Genomic DNA, 17,054 nt, shown 5'->3' with positions numbered 1-17,054 from the left:
TCAAGGTTTGTATAAACTACTTCACCTAAATAGCTGCGCCTAATAGTAGATCACTTAAAGGGAACTCAGCCCGGGTTGTGCGATCTGATCAATCGCCAAACCAACCAAAATCACCAACCGGACTGAGTTATGCCGATCATAGCACCCATCCCCCGAAATGAACGACGCCAGATGCAGAAAATCATCCATAAAACACCAGATAAAAATCATGCCCGCAGGCTTATGGCTATGTTGATGTTGCACCGTGGAGAACGCGTCAGCGACGTCGCAAGAACTCTCTGTTGTGCCCGTTCATCCGTAGGCCGCTGGATTAACTGGTTTACATTATCGGGTGTCGAAGGTCTGAAATCCTTGCCTGCCGGGCGCTCTCGACGCTGGTCTTTTGAACACATCTGCACATTGTTACGCGAACTGATAAAGCACTCTCCCGGCGATTTTGGGTATCAGCGTTCACGATGGAGTACAGAACTGTTGGCGATAAAAATCAGAGAGATAATAGGATGTTCGTTACATGCCGGAACTGTACGTCGCTGGTTGCCGTTAGCCGGACTGGTCTGGCGCAGGGCAGCACCAACCCTGCATATCCGTGACCCACACAAGGATGAAAAGATGGCTGTAATCCATAACGCGCTGGCTAAATGTAGTGCAGAACATCCGGTCTTTTATGAGGATGAAGTGGATATCCATCTCAACCCAAAAATCGGCGCAGACTGGCAACTTCGCGGACAACAAAAGCGAGTGGTAACGCCGGGCCAGAATGAAAAATACTACCTTGCCGGGGCCTTACACAGCGGTACGGGAAAGGTCAGTTACGTAGGTGGCAACAGCAAAAGCTCGGTGTTGTTCATCAGCCTGCTTAAACACCTTAAAGCCACATACAGACGGGCAAAAACCATCACACTCATCGTGGATAACTACATTATCCATAAAAGCCATGAAACACAGCGTTGGCTAAAGGCGAATCCAAAGTTCAGGGTGATTTATCAGCCGGTTTACTCGCCGTGGGTGAACCACGTTGAGCGTTTATGGCAGGCGCTTCATGACACAATAACCCGCAATCATCAGTGCCGTTCAATGTGGCAGTTGTTGAAAAAGGTTCGTCATTTTATGGAAACCGCCGGCCCATTCCCTGGAGAGAAACAGGGTCTGGCAAAAGTGTAGCGGTATTAAGCGCAGCTATTTAGGAACGCCAGTTATTGATATGGAGAGTTAACTGCTGGAAATCGGCAGCTAACCCTACTGTATCATTACAAAAATCATTTGCATATTAAATTAATAATGCAGATACTTTCTATAATACTCTTCAGTATCCTGTACTGAATTAATATCCGTGTAAGATCCTCTGCATCGAATGCTTATTTGCTCATCTGGAATATCAGCGACATTCCCTATCCTTCCCTTTTCATTGCTACCTACACAAACATATACTTCATCTTCATCTGCTTCTATGCAAGCGATAAACTCATCATGATGAACACTTGCCAATGGCTCCCATTCTCCATATAAATCAAAGTTATCCATTCTACCATTCAGTAGAAACCCAACAACTTCCTTCTTCCAGAAAACTTTATCTTTTCGCATAGTTACTCCAACTCTTTTTTCACATCAACAATTTTGAAACCTGATTTACTAGTTCCTTTTCCCTTAGGCGGAACATATAGATCCTTAATTCCGAACTCATTCATTTCCTCATCTCTAAACCTATTGGGTTTTGTTCTTCCACCTCTAGTTTCAAGTTCCAGATTGAAATCTATGCCAGCACTTTTTGGACCTCTAATCGTAATAAGCTCCACATTTCTACCGTCATTTAATGCCTCACGAAATTCACGTTCTGCCCCAGCTTTATCAAAAGTTGTAGATATCACTGGACTGCTACCTCCACCAGCCTGAGCATGCTGCATAGCTCTAACCGCGTCTGCAGGATCATCAGACTCCAGTTTTCCAAGCAATTTCTTCCGCTGATTATTTGCCTGCATTATAGATTTACCTTTCTCACGCTCACGCAAGAATGCACCACCTAAAACAATATCTGAATTAGGTCTCACGGGCTGAACTCGATAAACTTCAACCAGTTCTTCACCCGCATGCGCTCTTACTCCTGTGCCCGGCGGCTCCGGACAATCTCCAGGAACGCTAGCCAAACCAAGCGGATCCACCCACCCGGTAGGGTTAGGTACATACTGCGTCTGGTTTAGGCCACCGGCCAGCCCAATCGGATCAGGGATGATAAACCTTGCGGTCTCCGGCGAGTAATAGCGATACCGGTTATAGTGCAACCCGCTTTCTACATCGAAGTACTGCCCCTGAAAACGCAGTGGTTGCGGCACAGATTCAACGAACGCTACCGCCAGATTGCCGTAGGCGCGGTACGCCGCGCTCCAGGCAATCTGTCCTTTGCCGTTGACCAGTTCCTCGGGGGACCTAGGTAGTCATTCAGATTGTTCAGGTCGATATTTTCATATCGACCTTTCTGAGCTACCTTTATATCATTTCATTCACTTTATAGTTATAAATTCCTTTTTTATTATCATCTATTTCTTGATTGATTGAGATTTCAATTGCATACTCAAGAAGTAATTTCATAAAATGGTGGGGATCTTCTAAGATGTCACCAAATACTAACTTATGCAAAGCATCTTCAAAAGACTCGTCAGCATTCAAAAGATACTTCTCAAGCACGGTAATAGTTAAAAACATCCAAGCAGGGATGATGCCAGATCACTTTTTATATATTTATCAAATGATTTAAAAATGCTTGACTTATCGGAGAAATTGCATTCAAATATATCCTCACTCCACAGTAGTGATATTTGAGTTGAAGGGGCTTAACACCCCCCCTAAAAACCCCATCGCTTTCAGCCTTTTCTTTTTATTTAATTTCACTTTTACTGTCCCCGTTTAGGATGGCTGGTTAATGGACTGCCATTATCATCAATATCTTTCCCCATATGTTGGGGCCTTTTTGAAAGACTGTTGTCACCTCTTTGTTTCAATATCAATTTGGCGTGATAAATAGAGTTAAGCTGATCTCGTTGGCTTAAATATCGTTTCGGAGCTCTAGGGGACTTTCGCTTGCCCAGCTTTCGCGGCACTTTTATGTATTACTGCTTGATAAACCGGACTGTATCCAGTGACTGGAAAGATAAGTGATGTAAAAAGCCGGAACTATCAGAAGTTCCAGCATTCTCATCTACAACATAACTAATGAATTACGTCAAGTTATCATGAGAGCAGTGGGTTAACATTTATCTAATATTGTTTATTATTTCCCTTGCTTTATAAGTCAAAACAAAACAATCCTCCAGTGGTTCTCCATCTAACGCCCAGTATTCAATTAACTGAAAATGCTTCTGGTGATTATTTGAAAGCAAATCTAATGCTTTAACGATAACTTCATTATTAGTATCCATTCCCATACTTAAACAATCATTAGTAACATCGAGTATCAATTGCATCAGCAAATCTCTCTCTGATTCTGAATAATTATCATTTGAGTAAGTTAAGATATATTTGTTCAGATATTCCTCGGTACGAAATTCCTCAGGTAATTCATATGTCCAATCTTGAGTAAAATCATCCCCGCAAGGTAAGCCAAGATCTCTGCATATCCGTTCTATTGAGTTCATTTTTTGCAACTTTATAATTTTTTTTGAGATGTGTTAAGTTATATAGCAATGACGTTATGGCAGAGCCAGAATATCAATCTGGTGGGACTGTAAGCATGATATCCGACAAGGTGATTCGGTGTGGCAAAGGAATATACTTATATAACAAAAAAGATATAAGGCCGAAAAAATCTTAACCTCCGGCCTTTCTAATCACTTAAGCATATACAACTTCGCACTGACCTATCACATCAAAGACATGATCATAAGTACTTAAAATGTAATTGTTATTTCCTCCTGAAACAATCAAATCAAAACAAGACTTCTTTATCAACTGATAGTCTGATTCATCAATCATTATTATTTTTAAGCTCTTTATGTTTTTGAATTTAAAACAAACTAGAGCTTCAATATTACTTTCTGTGGGCGGCTGACAAAAAGACAGATCAAGTAAAGCATTCACCTCAATGCTCATGGGGTACATATCTAACTTGACATCCTTTAATATTAGCGCATCTCTTCCATGTATTGTCCCGTACTGAGTTTTAATTGCTCTGTTTTCCATTTTTAATTCCTCACCCTTATATTTTTCCCACCTGTTTTAGTGGAGAACCTGTCAACTAAATTAATCCCTTTCAAATCATCCGGTGTTGCCCATCGTGTTGGAATTTGGGATATTCCAGCCTCCTTAGCTGCATATAACCTTCTGTTGTCTAAAGAAAATACTGAATGTTTGTGCGCTCCTTGTGACAATAGTTTTTCTTGGACTTCAACAGGGAGATCCACCATCCTCACTCTTCTTATTGGCTCAACTTGATTGATATATGAAGGATCATTTTTCAATCTAAATATTAAATCATTAATTTTATTACCGTCACTAAAATGTGGATTAATACTATCTTGAGAGTACTGGATAGTTTTAGGATTTATGAACTTAATTGATGGCGGACAATCTCCCAACGCATTCGCCAACCCCAGCGGATCCACCCACCCGGTAGGGTTAGGTACATATTGCGTCTGGTTCAGCCCACCGGCCAGCCCAATAGGGTCAGGGGTGATAAACCTTGCGGTCTCCGGCGAGTAATAGCGATACCGGTTATAGTGCAACCCGCTTTCTGCATCGAAGTACTGCCCCTGAAAACGCAGTGGTTGCGGCACAGATTCAACGAACGCTACCGCCAGATTGCCGTAGGCGCGGTACGCCGCGCTCCAGGCAATCTGTCCTTTGCCATTGAGCAGTTCCTGCGGGGGGCCCAGATGGTCATTCAGGTAGTAGTAAATCTCCGACTGATATCCTTGACTCAGTAACTGCACAAGTGGGTGCTGGCTTCGCACCCACACTAGCTTGGCGCTGCGCACTTCGCGTGTCAGGTTGCCGAAGCGACATAGTCAAACCACGTTCGCAAGCAGGTTGCCACGGACTTTTGCCCCACTGCAGGTGGTGTTCGTTCACTATGCTGAGAGCCGCATTCGGTGGATTGGAATGCTCTTCAACATCATCACTGCACCAAAGTGAGTTGTTCGTAACACTACATAATTAAGGCCTCATGATTTTTTAAACTCAACTGAGTCTGGCAATGCTAGGATTTTCAAAACAGCGTTATTAGACCACGCGGAAAAAAAATTGAAGCAAATCATTTCAGAAAGGTCTTCATCTGTATATTTTTGGCTTTCATGTTTAAAGTCGTCGTTGCTCGATTCTTCGAGATGTGACAATTCACAACCAATTGAATTAAATGATAGCAAGGCAGATACATCGTTAAAATGAAGAGTGTTTTCTCTTTCCTGCCAATCAAGAACATAAACATCCACACTCCCATCCGTATTTGAAGTTATTTTTTTTAATATATTATCACTGATATTTATTTTACTTATAGCCATTATTCTATCCCTGGATGTTGTTCACCGGGCAAATGGCCAGTACCATGCCCACGTTGATAGTCTCTTGGTGTAACCTTTGTAACTCTATTTTGCCTTCCTGCTTGTCCCCAAGATAACTCTTCTGGTTTTAACTCGATGTGATAATGCTCACCATGATGTCGGGCGTTGAATGTTCCTCCATCACCAGGGTGGCTTTCATACCTGATGCGAGTATCACTATTTGGTTGCCATACCATACGGGTGGTTCCATGTTGGGTCTCCGTTATCTTGGGAGGAACACCTAATACTTTAGTTAGTTCGTTTGGATCTTCTGGAAAATGGGTATAGGCGGTTTTTCCATTTGATGTCGGGATATCAGGCTCACCCGTCTTCACCCCAGCCGGTATATCTGAGTCCGGAGGGCACCCCCCCTTCACACTAGCCAACCCCAGCGGATCCACCCACCCAGTAGGGTTAGGCACATACTGCGTCTGGTTCAGCCCACCGGCCAACCCAATAGGATCAGGGGTGATAAACCTTGCGGTCTCCGGCGAGTAATAACGATACCGGTTATAGTGCAACCCGCTTTCTGCATCGAAGTACTGCCCCTGAAAACGCAGTGGTTGCGGCACAGATTCAACGAACGCTACCGCCAGATTGCCGTAGGCGCGGTACGCCGCACTCCAGGCAATCTGTCCTTTGCCGTTGACCAGTTCCTGCGGGGTACCAAGGTGGTCAGTCAGGTAGTAGTAAATCTCTGACTTACGTCCTTTACCCAGTAACTGCGCCAGCGGCACAAAGCTGCCGGGGCTGTACAGGTAGCTTTTATAGGTCGCCAGGTGCGCCGGTTTTGGGTCATCCGCTGTGAAGATATTATCATCGTCGGCGCATTCTGCCACCATCCGCTCACCCTGCCAGAAGAACCGGGTTATGGCATCAGGCCGTTGGGCTAGCAGGTCCTGTTTTTGGATGCGTCGACCAAAGGCATCATAGGTATAGGCAAAGTGGGTTTTCTGCCCCTGGCGTTGTTCAATAAATTCCACCAGCCGATGCTGGCAGTCATAACGGAACTCCCGCACCCACAGTGGCTTGGTGCTGCGCACTTCACGTGTCAGGTTGCCAAACTCGTCATACTCGAACCGCACATCGCCTTTCTGCTTCAGCAGGTTGCCACGCACTTGTGTTCCACGGGAGGCAGCATCGTTCCCCAATACGTTACCCGCTGCATCGTGCGTAAACTGTTCACTGATACCCCTCCAGCGCAGCGCCTGCGGCAAGGCTTCGGGGTAGGCTATCGGGTGGTGCAGCGCTTCGGTCAGGCGATGTTGCTTATCGTAGCGGTATTCCCGGTTGCCTTTGTGCGGGTCGAGGATCTGTGTCAGGTTACCTGCCGGATCGTACTCGTAGCGGCGCTGCATCACCGGCGTCACGTCTGGGGCGTCACCCTCCATTTCTGCCTGGACCACGGCGGTAGCCCGTTGATGGCGCAGGCGTTGCTGCGCGTCATAATCAAACTCGCTGACCACCTCACCGGTGATGCGTCGGGTTTCCCGCTCGCCGCGATACTGGTGTTCACTCAGTATGCGGCCATTCAGGTCAATGCGTGAGACTTGCCCCTGTTGGTAGTGGTAAGCCAGCAGGTTGCCATCGGGCAGGCGTTGGCGTGTCAGGTTGCCCGCGTTGTCATAGCCGTAAAACAGGCTGGCAAAGCCCTGATACTCCTCCGTCAATCGACCAACCTCATCATAGCCGTACGCCAATGGCCAATGTCCGTCGTCCACCAGCCGTAGGCGGTTAAAACTATCGTAGGCGTAACTGACTTCCTTGCCGTCCGGCAACACCTTGCGAACCAGCCTACCGGCAGCATCCCGCTCGTAGCGAGTCACCAGCGCGGTCTGTTCACTCCGGCTGGTGCCGTATTCGGTGCGCTGGCTCAGGTGCCCGTTAAGGTCGTAGTCATAGAAGAAGTGACGTCCGTCAATGGTGTGTTCTTCACTCACCAAGCCATTGGGGTGATAGGCCAGTCGATGATGTTCGCCGTTCTGGTTGATGATGTCGCTGACGAAGTTCTTCGGGTTGTCATAGCGGTATTCCACCTGACTGAGGTCAGGGTATATCACCCGACTCACCAGATGGGAGTTTGGATGGTATTCGTATTGGGTGGTGAGCCCTTTTTCGTCACGCTCGCTGGTCACCTTGCCGTAGGCGTTATAGCGGTACTGCCGCACCGTGCCGTCCGGTGAGTGGATGGCTTCCAGACGGTTGGCTGCGTTCCAGGTATAACGGGTGCCGTTGACCCCGGCCTCGTCCAATGGGCTGTCGCTGTGCCGGATCACTTGCCCCAGCAGGTTGTAGCGATAATAGTGGGTCAGCCCGTTGCGCTGATGGTGTTCCAGAACCTGGCCAAAGGCATCGCGGACAAAGCGCTCGCGGCTGCCATCCGGGTATTGCACCTCGTTGAGTGCCCCTTGCGCAGACCACAGGTAGTGGCAGGTATTGCCCAACGCATCGGTTTCTTCCGTCAGGTTGCCCTGCGTATCGTAGCGATACCGTTCACGGATCTTGTCCTCCTGATCGAGGCTCCAGGTGGTTTTCTCTACTACTCGGCCCCGCGAATAACGGTATTGGGTCTCTTGTCCGTCAGGAGTGCGCACCCAAGTGCACTGTAGTTCACCGTTATAGCCATATTCGGTGCGGTTGCCCAACGGATCGGTTTCACTCAGCAGCTCACCGCGTTCACCGTATTCGTTGTGGTGAATCGCCCCGTCTGGGTCGACCTTCTTTATCAGGCGGCGAAAGCGGGTGTCATGTTGCCAGGTCTCCCGTGAACCGTCCTGATGGACCAGGGTGACGGCCCCGGGTTGCTCATCCCACAGAAAACGTTGGTCAAAGTTAGGCAGGTTGCTCCAGTGGCGCACCGCACGAGCTTGTTTGCCTTCCCCTTGCCATTCCCAATAAAACTCAGCCCCGCCGGCCAACTGCCGCAGGCTGAACACATAATCATCACGATACTGATAGCGCTCGGCCTCCCCGGCCGCATTGATAGCGGCACTCAGTTGCCCCCGTTCATCGTACTCATAGGTCATCAGTGGATGGAGAGCCTCTTCCCGACCCGATTCTGGGGTCAGGCTCAGCTGCGTCAGGCGCCAGCCTTGAGGCAGCTCTTGATAGCTGAACTGCAAGGCCGCACCTGCCGGATGTTCCAGCCGAACAGGTAAGCCATCGTGATAATGCAGGGTCAATCGCAACTGGCGGTGTGAAAGGCCGGTGATAAGCCCGGTCGTCTTGCCCGGCAGCCGCTGCACATGCAGCACCCAGCCTTCCATGCTACCGGCCATCAGGCAGTAGCTATCAGGTTCCTCGTTCAGATAGGCGGCGGCCCCGGCTACATAGTTAAGCCCACTTGGGGAAACTTCGGTAGGTAACGGCAGAATGGTGGTGAGGGTCTGGTGATCGGTCCAGTGCAGTTCATCACCGATAAACTCCACCTGATGTTGCAGGCTATGGCTCCAGCCAAAACCAAACACCGATGTGCGTTCGACCGCGGTGGTGCGGTACTGACGCTGGAAGATAAAGGGCGTCAGGCCAATCAGTTGCCCATCGTCCAGAGTAAGCAACTCTTCGCCGTTGATCAGCGAGACCGGGCAGCCGGTGCCGGGGGTGCACTGCGAGTTCACCGTGGGCTGGTCAGCCGCATTTGTCGCGGGGTTGTTTTTCACCGTGCCTGAGTTATCCACCAGACCAGTATGGTTTGACGAACCCAGCTGGTTTTTCCGATCCTGTTTCAACTTGGCATTGGCCTGGCGCTTGAGGTTCAGTTGGCGGGTCTTCTCAAAGAACCGTTTGACCAGTTCCAGGGTGGCAAACAGAATCGTCTTCAGCCCCTGCCAGACAGACTGCAATGCGTTGCCCAGTTTCTTGAGCAATCTGCCTACCTTATAGATCAGGAACGCCACGCCCAACCCGGCGGTCACCAGGGTCAGCAGCGCCCCGAAGACAATACCGACCAACGCATCGCTGATAATGGACCCCCCTATTTTTACCATCGGTTCCAGTAGTGCGCCCCAAGGGTACATACGCACTTGCAGTTCCACTGAGCGCATAAACAGGTACAGCGCAGCTTCATCATTGAACAGCGCCAACAGCTCGCGGGCCATCTGCTTGCTGCCTTCCAGCAGCGACTTCAGCTTCTGTTCATCTACCTGGGTGATCAGATCCTTATACTTACCCGCTTCCGCATAGATTTTCTGCCCGTACTTTGCGGGGTCGGTGATCACGTCGTAGGCCAGTTTCACGTCGTCCCACAGCCCAAACATGCCGTCGTACAACCCAGTGCCCAGCGCAGTCAACAGGCCTGCATTGATTGGACTCAACTGCCACTGCGGCCTGTAGGTCTGCCATTGCGTTGACAAGGTGTCGTACATCTCCAGCATCAGGCCGTCATAGGCTTGCAGCATCTGGTCATTGTGCTGCTCCAGCTGGGGATCGGTGGCTTTAACGTAATATTTCTTGCCCGCAGTCAGACCAGGGAAACGGGCTATGCCTTGCTCATCGGTCTGCTGGGTAGCCACCTTGGAGTCAAAACCAAAACTGACATCTTCATAGATCTCAATGGTTACATCGGGGATGGGCAGTTCAAGCGTGGACTCGTAGGCGAGAGCCACCTTGATCTCGCCACTCTTCGGGCAGGTCACTACGCTACTCTCAAAGCTGCGATCGTTTTCCGAGACCACGGTCTTGCTGTCGTTGAGCCGCAGAGTTTTTTCCATCTCCAGCGTCGGCCCACCTAATCGCCCGGAAATGCTGCTGGCCGTGGCCCACTCCTTGACGATCTGCCGATACTCTTGGGTGATCAGGGTCTTGTTTTTGAAGCCCAGCAAGGCATTGTCAATACTCGCAATATATTCGGTCGTCATAGTCCATTACTCACGGTCGAAAAGAGGAAACGTTGAAGGTGATCACCTCGAACGGATTGGTACGGCGGCTTAGCGCATCTACCAGGGCCTGGGACAACCGGGCGGTTCGCTTCTTCGGATCTGGCGTCTGTTGCCAGACCTGTGGGTAAAGCCGCAGCGCTATCTGGCGCAGAACCGGTTCTGGCACGGCTTGATAGAGTTCAAACTCATTCTCGCGCAGCCAGGTCAGCTGGTTGGCGATCAGCGGTTCTGGATCTTCATCCAGCAGAGCATCCACCATCCCTTGGGGCACCTGCCACCAGGGGCTGATCTGGGCCTGCGCAGAAGGATCTACCGGGCAGGTAAAACCCTCGCCGTTCACCCAGTAATCGGAGAATACCGGCAGGATAGAGCGCCACTCATTGCCAAAGTAGCGCAGGTAAGCTGGCAGATAGCGCCCATCCCAATAGCGGAAAAACACCGCTTTGCCGCTGGGCATGATCACCTGTGTCAAACCGGCAAGGTGGGCCGCCAGGGCAGCCTGCGGCAACGGCGAACGTGCCAGCCAGCCCCAGTTGCGTAAAGGGGTTTCTGCCACCCAGCGTAAGAATGGGCTGCCTTCGTTTAGCTGCACCAGTACCGGCATCACTTCAAACCAGTTGGCATAGGGCGTATTGGCGTAAAGCCCGTGCGGCGTGCGGCTGCCGTCCTCACGGTAATAGGCCTTGATGCCTTGCGCACCATGGGTATTGGCCAGGATGGCATACAACGGTGTACCCGCCGTGTTTCTTACCCAGTCCTGTACGGTCTGTTGCATCTCTGTACCTCCTTGAAGATGACGCAAATAGTGAGTCCACTGATGCGATCAACGTACACTTTCCATAATTAACAACGTGAATGAACAGCTATGGCTGCCAAAAAAGGTATTAGCCTGACGGGAGTATGGCGAGAGTGGCGGGTCAGATTACTGGCGAAAATACAGCGGGATGCTGAAAGCTGGATCATCCTTGCGCTCCATGCAAAGTCCTTATCAATGGGGCGTAGATTTACCACAATGTCGGTTTAAAAACGATAGTGGAAAGGGGAATAACATTAAGGAAATTGTAGGTTTTAGATTGAGGTCAAATCCGTTGATGATTTTTGCGGGTACCGTTTCTTAGGCACCCGCACTTATCGCGCAAAGTAATCAATAACATTCGTACCTGATAATGTTATCAAGACACTAGGATGTTACAGCACCTTATGCGGGCCGAAGCATTCGTAGTGGATACGTTCGGCCTCCACGCCCATCTCAAGCAACTGCTTACCCACGTGCTGCATAAACGGCACCGGGCCACAGAAGTAGTAATGCATCTGCGGATCGCTTAACTCGCTACGCAATGCGCTCAGATCCATCAGGCCCTGGCTGTGATAATCGCGGCCCTGCACATCATCGGCATTGGGTTCACGGTACCAGACATGACGGCTCAGATTAGGCATACGCCCGGCTATATCCGCCACTTCGTCGGCAAAAGCATGCACCGCACCGTTTTCTGCAGCATGTAACCAGTGGATGTTGGCCGGATGCTGATTGTTGTGCAGGGTGTTAAGCATCCCCAGCATTGGCGTTTGGCCAACGCCTGCCGAGATTAATGCCACTGGCGTAGTCGGTTCTACCTGCAGGAAGAAATCGCCGTGTGGTGCCGCAAGATGAATGATATCGCCTTCTTTGGCCTGCTGATGCAGGAAGTTGGAAACGGCGCCCCGTTCCTCACGTTTGACCGCGATACGATAATATTCCCCGTTCGGTGCGGTGGTGAGTGAATATTGGCGGATCTCCTGATGTTGCAGGCTGTCATCGTTAATATAAATCGCCAGATACTGGCCTGGCTGATAATCGGCCACGCGACCACCGTCTACTGGAGCCAGTACAAAGCTGGATATGACCTCGCTCTGAGGCTGTTTTTTCACGATGCGGAAGGCACGCAAATCACGCCAGCCACCGTCACTCTTTTCCGTTTCCTGGTAGATCTGGCCTTCACGTTGAATAAACACGTTGGCCAGCACCCCGTAGGCTTTTCCCCAGGCATCAAGCACTTCCTGGCCAGGGCTGAGCATTTCGTCCAACGTGGCTAACAGGTGGTGGCCGACAATCTGATACTGATCGGGCTGGATATTGAAGCTGGCGTGCTTCTGGGCAATGCGTTCTACCGCAGGCAGCAGGGCGGCCAGGTTTTCCAGATTGCTGGCGTAAGCGCAGATGGCATCGAACAACGCCTGGCGCTGATCGCCGTTACGCTGGTTGCTCATATTGAAAATATCTTTCAATTCAGGGTTATGGGCAAACATGCGATCGTAGAAGTGGGCGGTCAGTTTGGGGCCGGTTTCGGCTAACAGGGGAATGGTCGATTTAACGGTGGCGATGGTTTGACTATCCAGCATGGTGATACTCCTTGGCGGGCGTTTTATGTTTGTCTAATAGGTGTATTTTAAATGCATCTTATAAAATTACCCCGTGCTTGTAAATATCCCTGTTATTGTTATGGGGTTGTTAACCGTCGATCGCCTTCACAGAACATGAAAAAAGCGCATTTTGTTGATGAGTAAAACTCCGTTGCCAAAATGTGGCCTTTAAGGGTTCAAAGCCTTACGCCACGTGATGCCAATCGTTTGCGTAAAAACCTCTGTCAAGACCTATCTTCGATAGGCCGAAACGGTTTACACTGTTGCCCAGCACCCGTAGGGGTAAATTAAGTTAGCTGATTTCAGTCAGGAGATGCCGGATGTTAAAGCGTGAAATGAACATTGCTGATTATGATGCCGAACTGTGGCATGCAATGGAGCAGGAAGTCGTGCGTCAGGAAGAGCACATTGAGCTGATTGCGTCTGAGAACTACACCAGCCCGCGCGTGATGCAGGCCCAGGGTTCCCAACTGACCAACAAATACGCAGAAGGCTATCCGGGCAAGCGTTACTACGGCGGTTGCGAATACGTTGATATCGTTGAGCAACTGGCGATCGATCGCGCCAAAGAGCTGTTCGGTGCCGACTATGCCAACGTGCAGCCACACTCAGGTTCCCAGGCTAACTTTGCCGTTTATACCGCGCTGCTGCAGCCGGGCGACACCATCCTGGGGATGAACCTGGCACACGGCGGCCACCTGACGCACGGTTCACCGGTGAACCTGTCCGGTAAGCTGTATAACGTGGTGCCTTACGGCATCGACGAAACTGGGCAGATTGACTATAACGATCTGGCCAAACAGGCGCAGACACACAAACCAAAAATGATCATCGGCGGTTTCTCTGCCTTCTCCGGTGTGGTTGATTGGGCAAAAATGCGTGAAATCGCAGACAGCATCGGCGCTTATCTGTTCGTGGATATGGCACACGTGGCGGGCCTGATTGCCGCTGGCGTTTACCCGAACCCGGTTCCTCATGCCCACGTCGTGACCACTACTACCCATAAAACGCTGGCGGGTCCGCGTGGCGGCCTGATCCTGGCCAAAGGTGGTGATGAAGAGCTGTATAAGAAGCTGAACTCTGCCGTCTTCCCTGGCGGCCAGGGCGGCCCGCTGATGCACGTCATCGCCGGTAAAGCGGTAGCGTTGAAAGAAGCGATGGAGCCTGAGTTCAAGGTTTACCAGCAGCAAGTGGCCGATAACGCCAAAGCGATGGTGAAAGTGTTCCTGGAGCGCGGTTACAAAGTGGTTTCCGGCGGCACCTACAACCACCTGTTCCTGCTGGATCTGGTCGATAAGAACCTGACCGGTAAAGAAGCTGATGCCGCGTTGGGCCGCGCTAACATTACCGTTAACAAGAACAGCGTGCCAAACGATCCGAAGAGCCCGTTTGTGACCTCTGGCATTCGTCTGGGTACTCCAGCGGTGACTCGCCGTGGCTTTAAAGAAGCCGAAGTGCGTGAACTGGCTGGCTGGATCTGTGACGTGCTGGACAACCTGAACGACGAAGCCACCATCGAACGTACCAAGAAGAAAGTGCTGGATATCTGCGCTCGCTTCCCGGTTTACGCCTAAGTACTTCAATTGGTTTGCAGATAAACCCGCCTCGGCGGGTTTTTTTTAGCATTGTTGCAGCTAAACTGTGAACTGCTTTGCACTCTAGCCCTTTGAACATGAATGAAGATTGCTGCAAGGTGTGAGCTCTGTCAAAGTATTGCCCTCATCCTGGAGGGAACATGGTTCTGCAATCAACGCGTTGGCTCGCTCTCAGTTATTTCACGTACTTCTTTTCCTATGGCATCTATCTCCCGTTTTGGAGCGTTTGGTTAAAAGGTGAGGGCATACCGCCTGAAACCATCGGTATCTTGCTCGGCGCTGGCCTGGTGGCGCGCTTCCTCGGTAGCCTGCTGATTGCTCCACGTGTAAAAGATCCCTCCTATTTAATCACCGCGTTGCGTTTGTTGGCATTGCTCTCCCTGGCGTTTGCCGTCGGCTTCTGTTTCGGTAATGGCTGGGCCTGGCTGATGCTGGTGATCGCCGGTTTTAACCTGTTCTTCTCCCCGCTGGTTCCGCTGACCGATGCGTTGGCTGCCACCTGGCAACGGCAGATCACTCTGGACTATGGCCGGGTGCGGTTATGGGGATCGCTGGCCTTTGTGATCGGCTCGGCGTTAACCGGCAAGCTGGTGTCCGTTTGGGGCCATAATGCGATTTTGATCAGCCTGCTGGTCAGCATCCTGGCGATGCTGGTGGGCATGTTGCTGAAACCGAGCGTGCTGCCACAAGGTGAATCTCGGGCACAGAATGAATCTAGCCGCTCCTGGCGTGAATTGCTCAGCGAAGGGCCTGTCTGGCGTTTTCTGCTGTGTGTGACGCTGTTGCAAGGGGCACATGCCGGTTATTACAGCTTTGCCTCCATCTATTGGGAAGAGGCGGGTTACTCTGCGGCGACTATCGGCTACCTGTGGTCTTTGGGTGTGGTCGCTGAAGTGGTTATCTTTGCCAGCAGCAATTTCCTGTTCCGCCGTTGGAATGCGCGTAATCTGCTGTTACTTTCCGCCGTGTGTGGTCTGCTGCGCTGGGGCCTGATGGCAACCACGACGGAAATCGGCTGGCTGTTGCTGGTGCAGGTGCTGCACTGTGGTACCTTCACGGTCTGCCATCTGGCGGCAATGCGCTTTATTGCGGCGCGTCAGGGGGCGGAAGTGATCCGTCTGCAGGCGGTTTATTCGGCGCTGGCGATGGGCGGCGGCATTGCAGTGATGACCGTAGTGGCGGGCTTCCTGTTCGAGCACTATCAGGGCGGAGTGTTCTGGGTGATGGTCGCGGTGGTGGTGCCAGCGTTGTTTATTCGCCCACCGGCGGTGGCGGTTAGTAATAGCCGTTAATGGCTTTCCAGCAGCGCACGGATCGCCTTGCGCTGCTGACGCTCCAGCGGCAGTTCGGTAATAATCAGTGTGGGTGGTTGCTCCTGGCTCGGTGTGGCGTAGGGGCTAATCACCAGCGTAATCCCTTGTGGTGCACCAGCAAGCAGGTAGTCGTGTAAGGGCTGATATTTGATATTCAATGGCAACAGCGTCAATTCGCGGATCTGATATTCCACTTCTTCTTCCAACTGCGGGTTATCCAGCGTCAGCAACAGTATCTGCTTTTCATGCAACGCGTTGCCCTGCATCAACCAGGCACCAAAGCTGATCGCCACTAGCCCTGCTTCTTCCCGCGAAAATTGAATCTCATATTCCTGTTCAAACGGCGCTAACGCCTCCTGTGTGGTACGCATCAGACGGGGATATTTACGGACCACCTCTTCCAGTAGCGTATTGTCGATGCCGATAGCAAACCGGCAGCGTTCCACGGCAGGGGCCAAATGGGCAAACAGCTGGCTGATTAACCCCTCCTGGCTGCTGAAATGCATGCCGGAGATCTGTTGGAAGCGTTCCACCACCTGCCCGATGGCCGCCATCAGGCGTTGGTCCTCGGGCGAATCACTGCTCTGGTAGCTGTGACTTTTCAGCAGGGTAAACATCAACGCCAGGAAGTCACATTCTCTACTGTCACCGGGCTGGCCAAATAGCTGATTTAGCGCTTGATGCAGTTCCTCTGCCGCCAGATGCTCTGGCTTGGTTTGCAGCCACTCATGCTGGCGGCGATCAAATTGAGGATGGCGCTGATGCTGGCTAGCCCAGACGCAATAACAAAGATAGTGTTGCAAAAACAGGCGGTCACGCTGCTCAAAGCGGCGGTTAAGGCGCTGTTCACATTGGTTGATGCACAATTCCAGTGCCGGAAGCTGTGGGTGTTGAAGTTGCATCGCCCGCTGAAACTGAGGGCCAAAGTGTTGCTCGACAAACTCTGGGCTGCAACGCAAGGCTCGCCGTAGCCATTGGAGCAGACACAAGCGAAGATCCAGCGCGCTGCCCTGGATCTGGTAGCCCTCGTAGGGATCGCCGCTGATTTCCAGATGATGGAAATGCTGGATCTCGCGGGCAACCTCAGCTATATCTTGCCGGGTAATGAGCAGGTCTACGCCGTTGATTTGGCCGATGGTCTCCAGTTGTACCGAGGGTACTGGCGCATACAGCATCAGCAGTAAATGACAGCGCCGTTGTTGACCTGAAAACTCAGGCGCAGAAGAAGTCTCCAGGCTCATATCACCTTCTGGCAGGTCGTGTTTAAATTATGTTTAAGCATAGCAAAAGGCTCTGTGGGCCGTGGCAGTTGCCCCTGCTTTTACTTCGGCTTACTACTTTCGT

Annotated in this window: 14 protein-coding genes and 1 pseudogene; 3 read left to right on the top strand and 12 right to left on the bottom strand. The window is 51.0% G+C overall.

The window, feature by feature from the left end; translation table 11 throughout:
- Positions 1–129 precede the first annotated feature (129 nt).
- The gene (locus tag KGP21_RS21275) at positions 130–1,161 is read left to right on the top strand and encodes an IS630 family transposase (RefSeq protein ID WP_059201542.1); all 1,032 of its coding nucleotides are present in this window, start codon (positions 130–132) and stop codon (positions 1,159–1,161) included.
- A gap of 111 nt (positions 1,162–1,272) precedes the next feature.
- Here the strand turns inward: KGP21_RS21275 and KGP21_RS21270 are convergent, their stop codons facing one another.
- The 11 genes and pseudogenes from KGP21_RS21270 to hmpA form a co-directional block, all read right to left on the bottom strand.
- Positions 1,273–1,581 (bottom strand): hypothetical protein, encoded by a 309-nt coding sequence (locus tag KGP21_RS21270; protein ID WP_037376419.1) that lies wholly within the window; start codon positions 1,579–1,581, stop codon positions 1,273–1,275.
- 2 nt (positions 1,582–1,583) lie between these two features.
- A complete protein-coding gene (locus KGP21_RS21265; protein WP_223498216.1) occupies positions 1,584–2,141 on the bottom strand; it encodes a hypothetical protein in 558 nt (185 codons plus the stop codon).
- Between the two features lie 57 nt (positions 2,142–2,198).
- Positions 2,199–2,327, bottom strand: a pseudogene (locus KGP21_RS29795) (RHS repeat-associated core domain-containing protein); the annotation flags it as partial.
- 154 nt (positions 2,328–2,481) lie between these two features.
- Entirely contained in the window at positions 2,482–2,661 is a 180-nt protein-coding gene (locus tag KGP21_RS21255; RefSeq protein WP_137751187.1) for a hypothetical protein, read from the bottom strand.
- 584 nt (positions 2,662–3,245) lie between these two features.
- A complete protein-coding gene (locus KGP21_RS21250) occupies positions 3,246–3,626 on the bottom strand; it encodes a hypothetical protein (protein ID WP_071683925.1) in 381 nt (126 codons plus the stop codon).
- 196 nt (positions 3,627–3,822) lie between these two features.
- Positions 3,823–4,170 carry a hypothetical protein gene (locus KGP21_RS21245; protein WP_059201538.1) on the bottom strand — a complete coding sequence of 116 codons (348 nt, stop codon included), beginning with the start codon at positions 4,168–4,170 and terminating at the stop codon, positions 3,823–3,825.
- A 2-nt stretch (positions 4,171–4,172) separates the two neighbouring features.
- A complete protein-coding gene (locus KGP21_RS21240) occupies positions 4,173–4,919 on the bottom strand; it encodes an RHS repeat domain-containing protein (RefSeq protein WP_371822643.1) in 747 nt (248 codons plus the stop codon).
- Positions 4,920–5,150: 231 nt separating this feature from the next.
- Positions 5,151–5,486: a hypothetical protein gene (locus tag KGP21_RS21235; protein WP_059201537.1), complete on the bottom strand. Its 336-nt coding sequence runs from the start codon at positions 5,484–5,486 to the stop codon at positions 5,151–5,153.
- The gene (locus tag KGP21_RS21230) at positions 5,486–10,381 is read right to left on the bottom strand and encodes an RHS repeat-associated core domain-containing protein (protein ID WP_094982797.1); all 4,896 of its coding nucleotides are present in this window, start codon (positions 10,379–10,381) and stop codon (positions 5,486–5,488) included. The genes KGP21_RS21235 and KGP21_RS21230 overlap by 1 nt, the downstream gene beginning before the upstream one ends.
- A 10-nt stretch (positions 10,382–10,391) precedes the next feature.
- Positions 10,392–11,177, bottom strand: a complete 786-nt coding sequence (locus KGP21_RS21225) for a DUF4123 domain-containing protein (RefSeq protein ID WP_021807200.1) — start codon at positions 11,175–11,177, stop codon at positions 10,392–10,394.
- Positions 11,178–11,590: 413 nt separating this feature from the next.
- The gene (hmpA, locus tag KGP21_RS21220; RefSeq protein ID WP_094982796.1) at positions 11,591–12,781 is read right to left on the bottom strand and encodes an NO-inducible flavohemoprotein; all 1,191 of its coding nucleotides are present in this window, start codon (positions 12,779–12,781) and stop codon (positions 11,591–11,593) included.
- A gap of 341 nt (positions 12,782–13,122) precedes the next feature.
- Here hmpA and glyA point away from each other — a divergent pair, with 341 nt between their 5' ends.
- Positions 13,123–14,376, top strand: coding sequence for a serine hydroxymethyltransferase (glyA, locus tag KGP21_RS21215; protein WP_024529358.1), 1,254 nt, complete (start codon positions 13,123–13,125; stop codon positions 14,374–14,376).
- A gap of 161 nt (positions 14,377–14,537) precedes the next feature.
- The gene (locus KGP21_RS21210; RefSeq protein ID WP_223536212.1) at positions 14,538–15,689 is read left to right on the top strand and encodes a 3-phenylpropionate MFS transporter; all 1,152 of its coding nucleotides are present in this window, start codon (positions 14,538–14,540) and stop codon (positions 15,687–15,689) included.
- On the opposite strand, the gene csiE is transcribed toward KGP21_RS21210, so the two are convergent.
- Complete coding sequence (csiE, locus tag KGP21_RS21205; protein WP_021807196.1) at positions 15,686–16,951, bottom strand: stationary phase inducible protein CsiE; 1,266 nt, start codon at positions 16,949–16,951, stop codon at positions 15,686–15,688. The genes KGP21_RS21210 and csiE overlap by 4 nt on opposite strands.
- Positions 16,952–17,054 lie beyond the last annotated feature (103 nt).

Source organism: Serratia sp. JSRIV004, assembly GCF_019968705.1.
GTDB classification, from domain to species: Bacteria; Pseudomonadota; Gammaproteobacteria; order Enterobacterales; family Enterobacteriaceae; genus Chania; species Chania fonticola_B.
The sequence above is the reverse complement of the archived record's forward strand: the minus strand, read 5'-3'. Positions and strand labels throughout refer to the sequence as shown.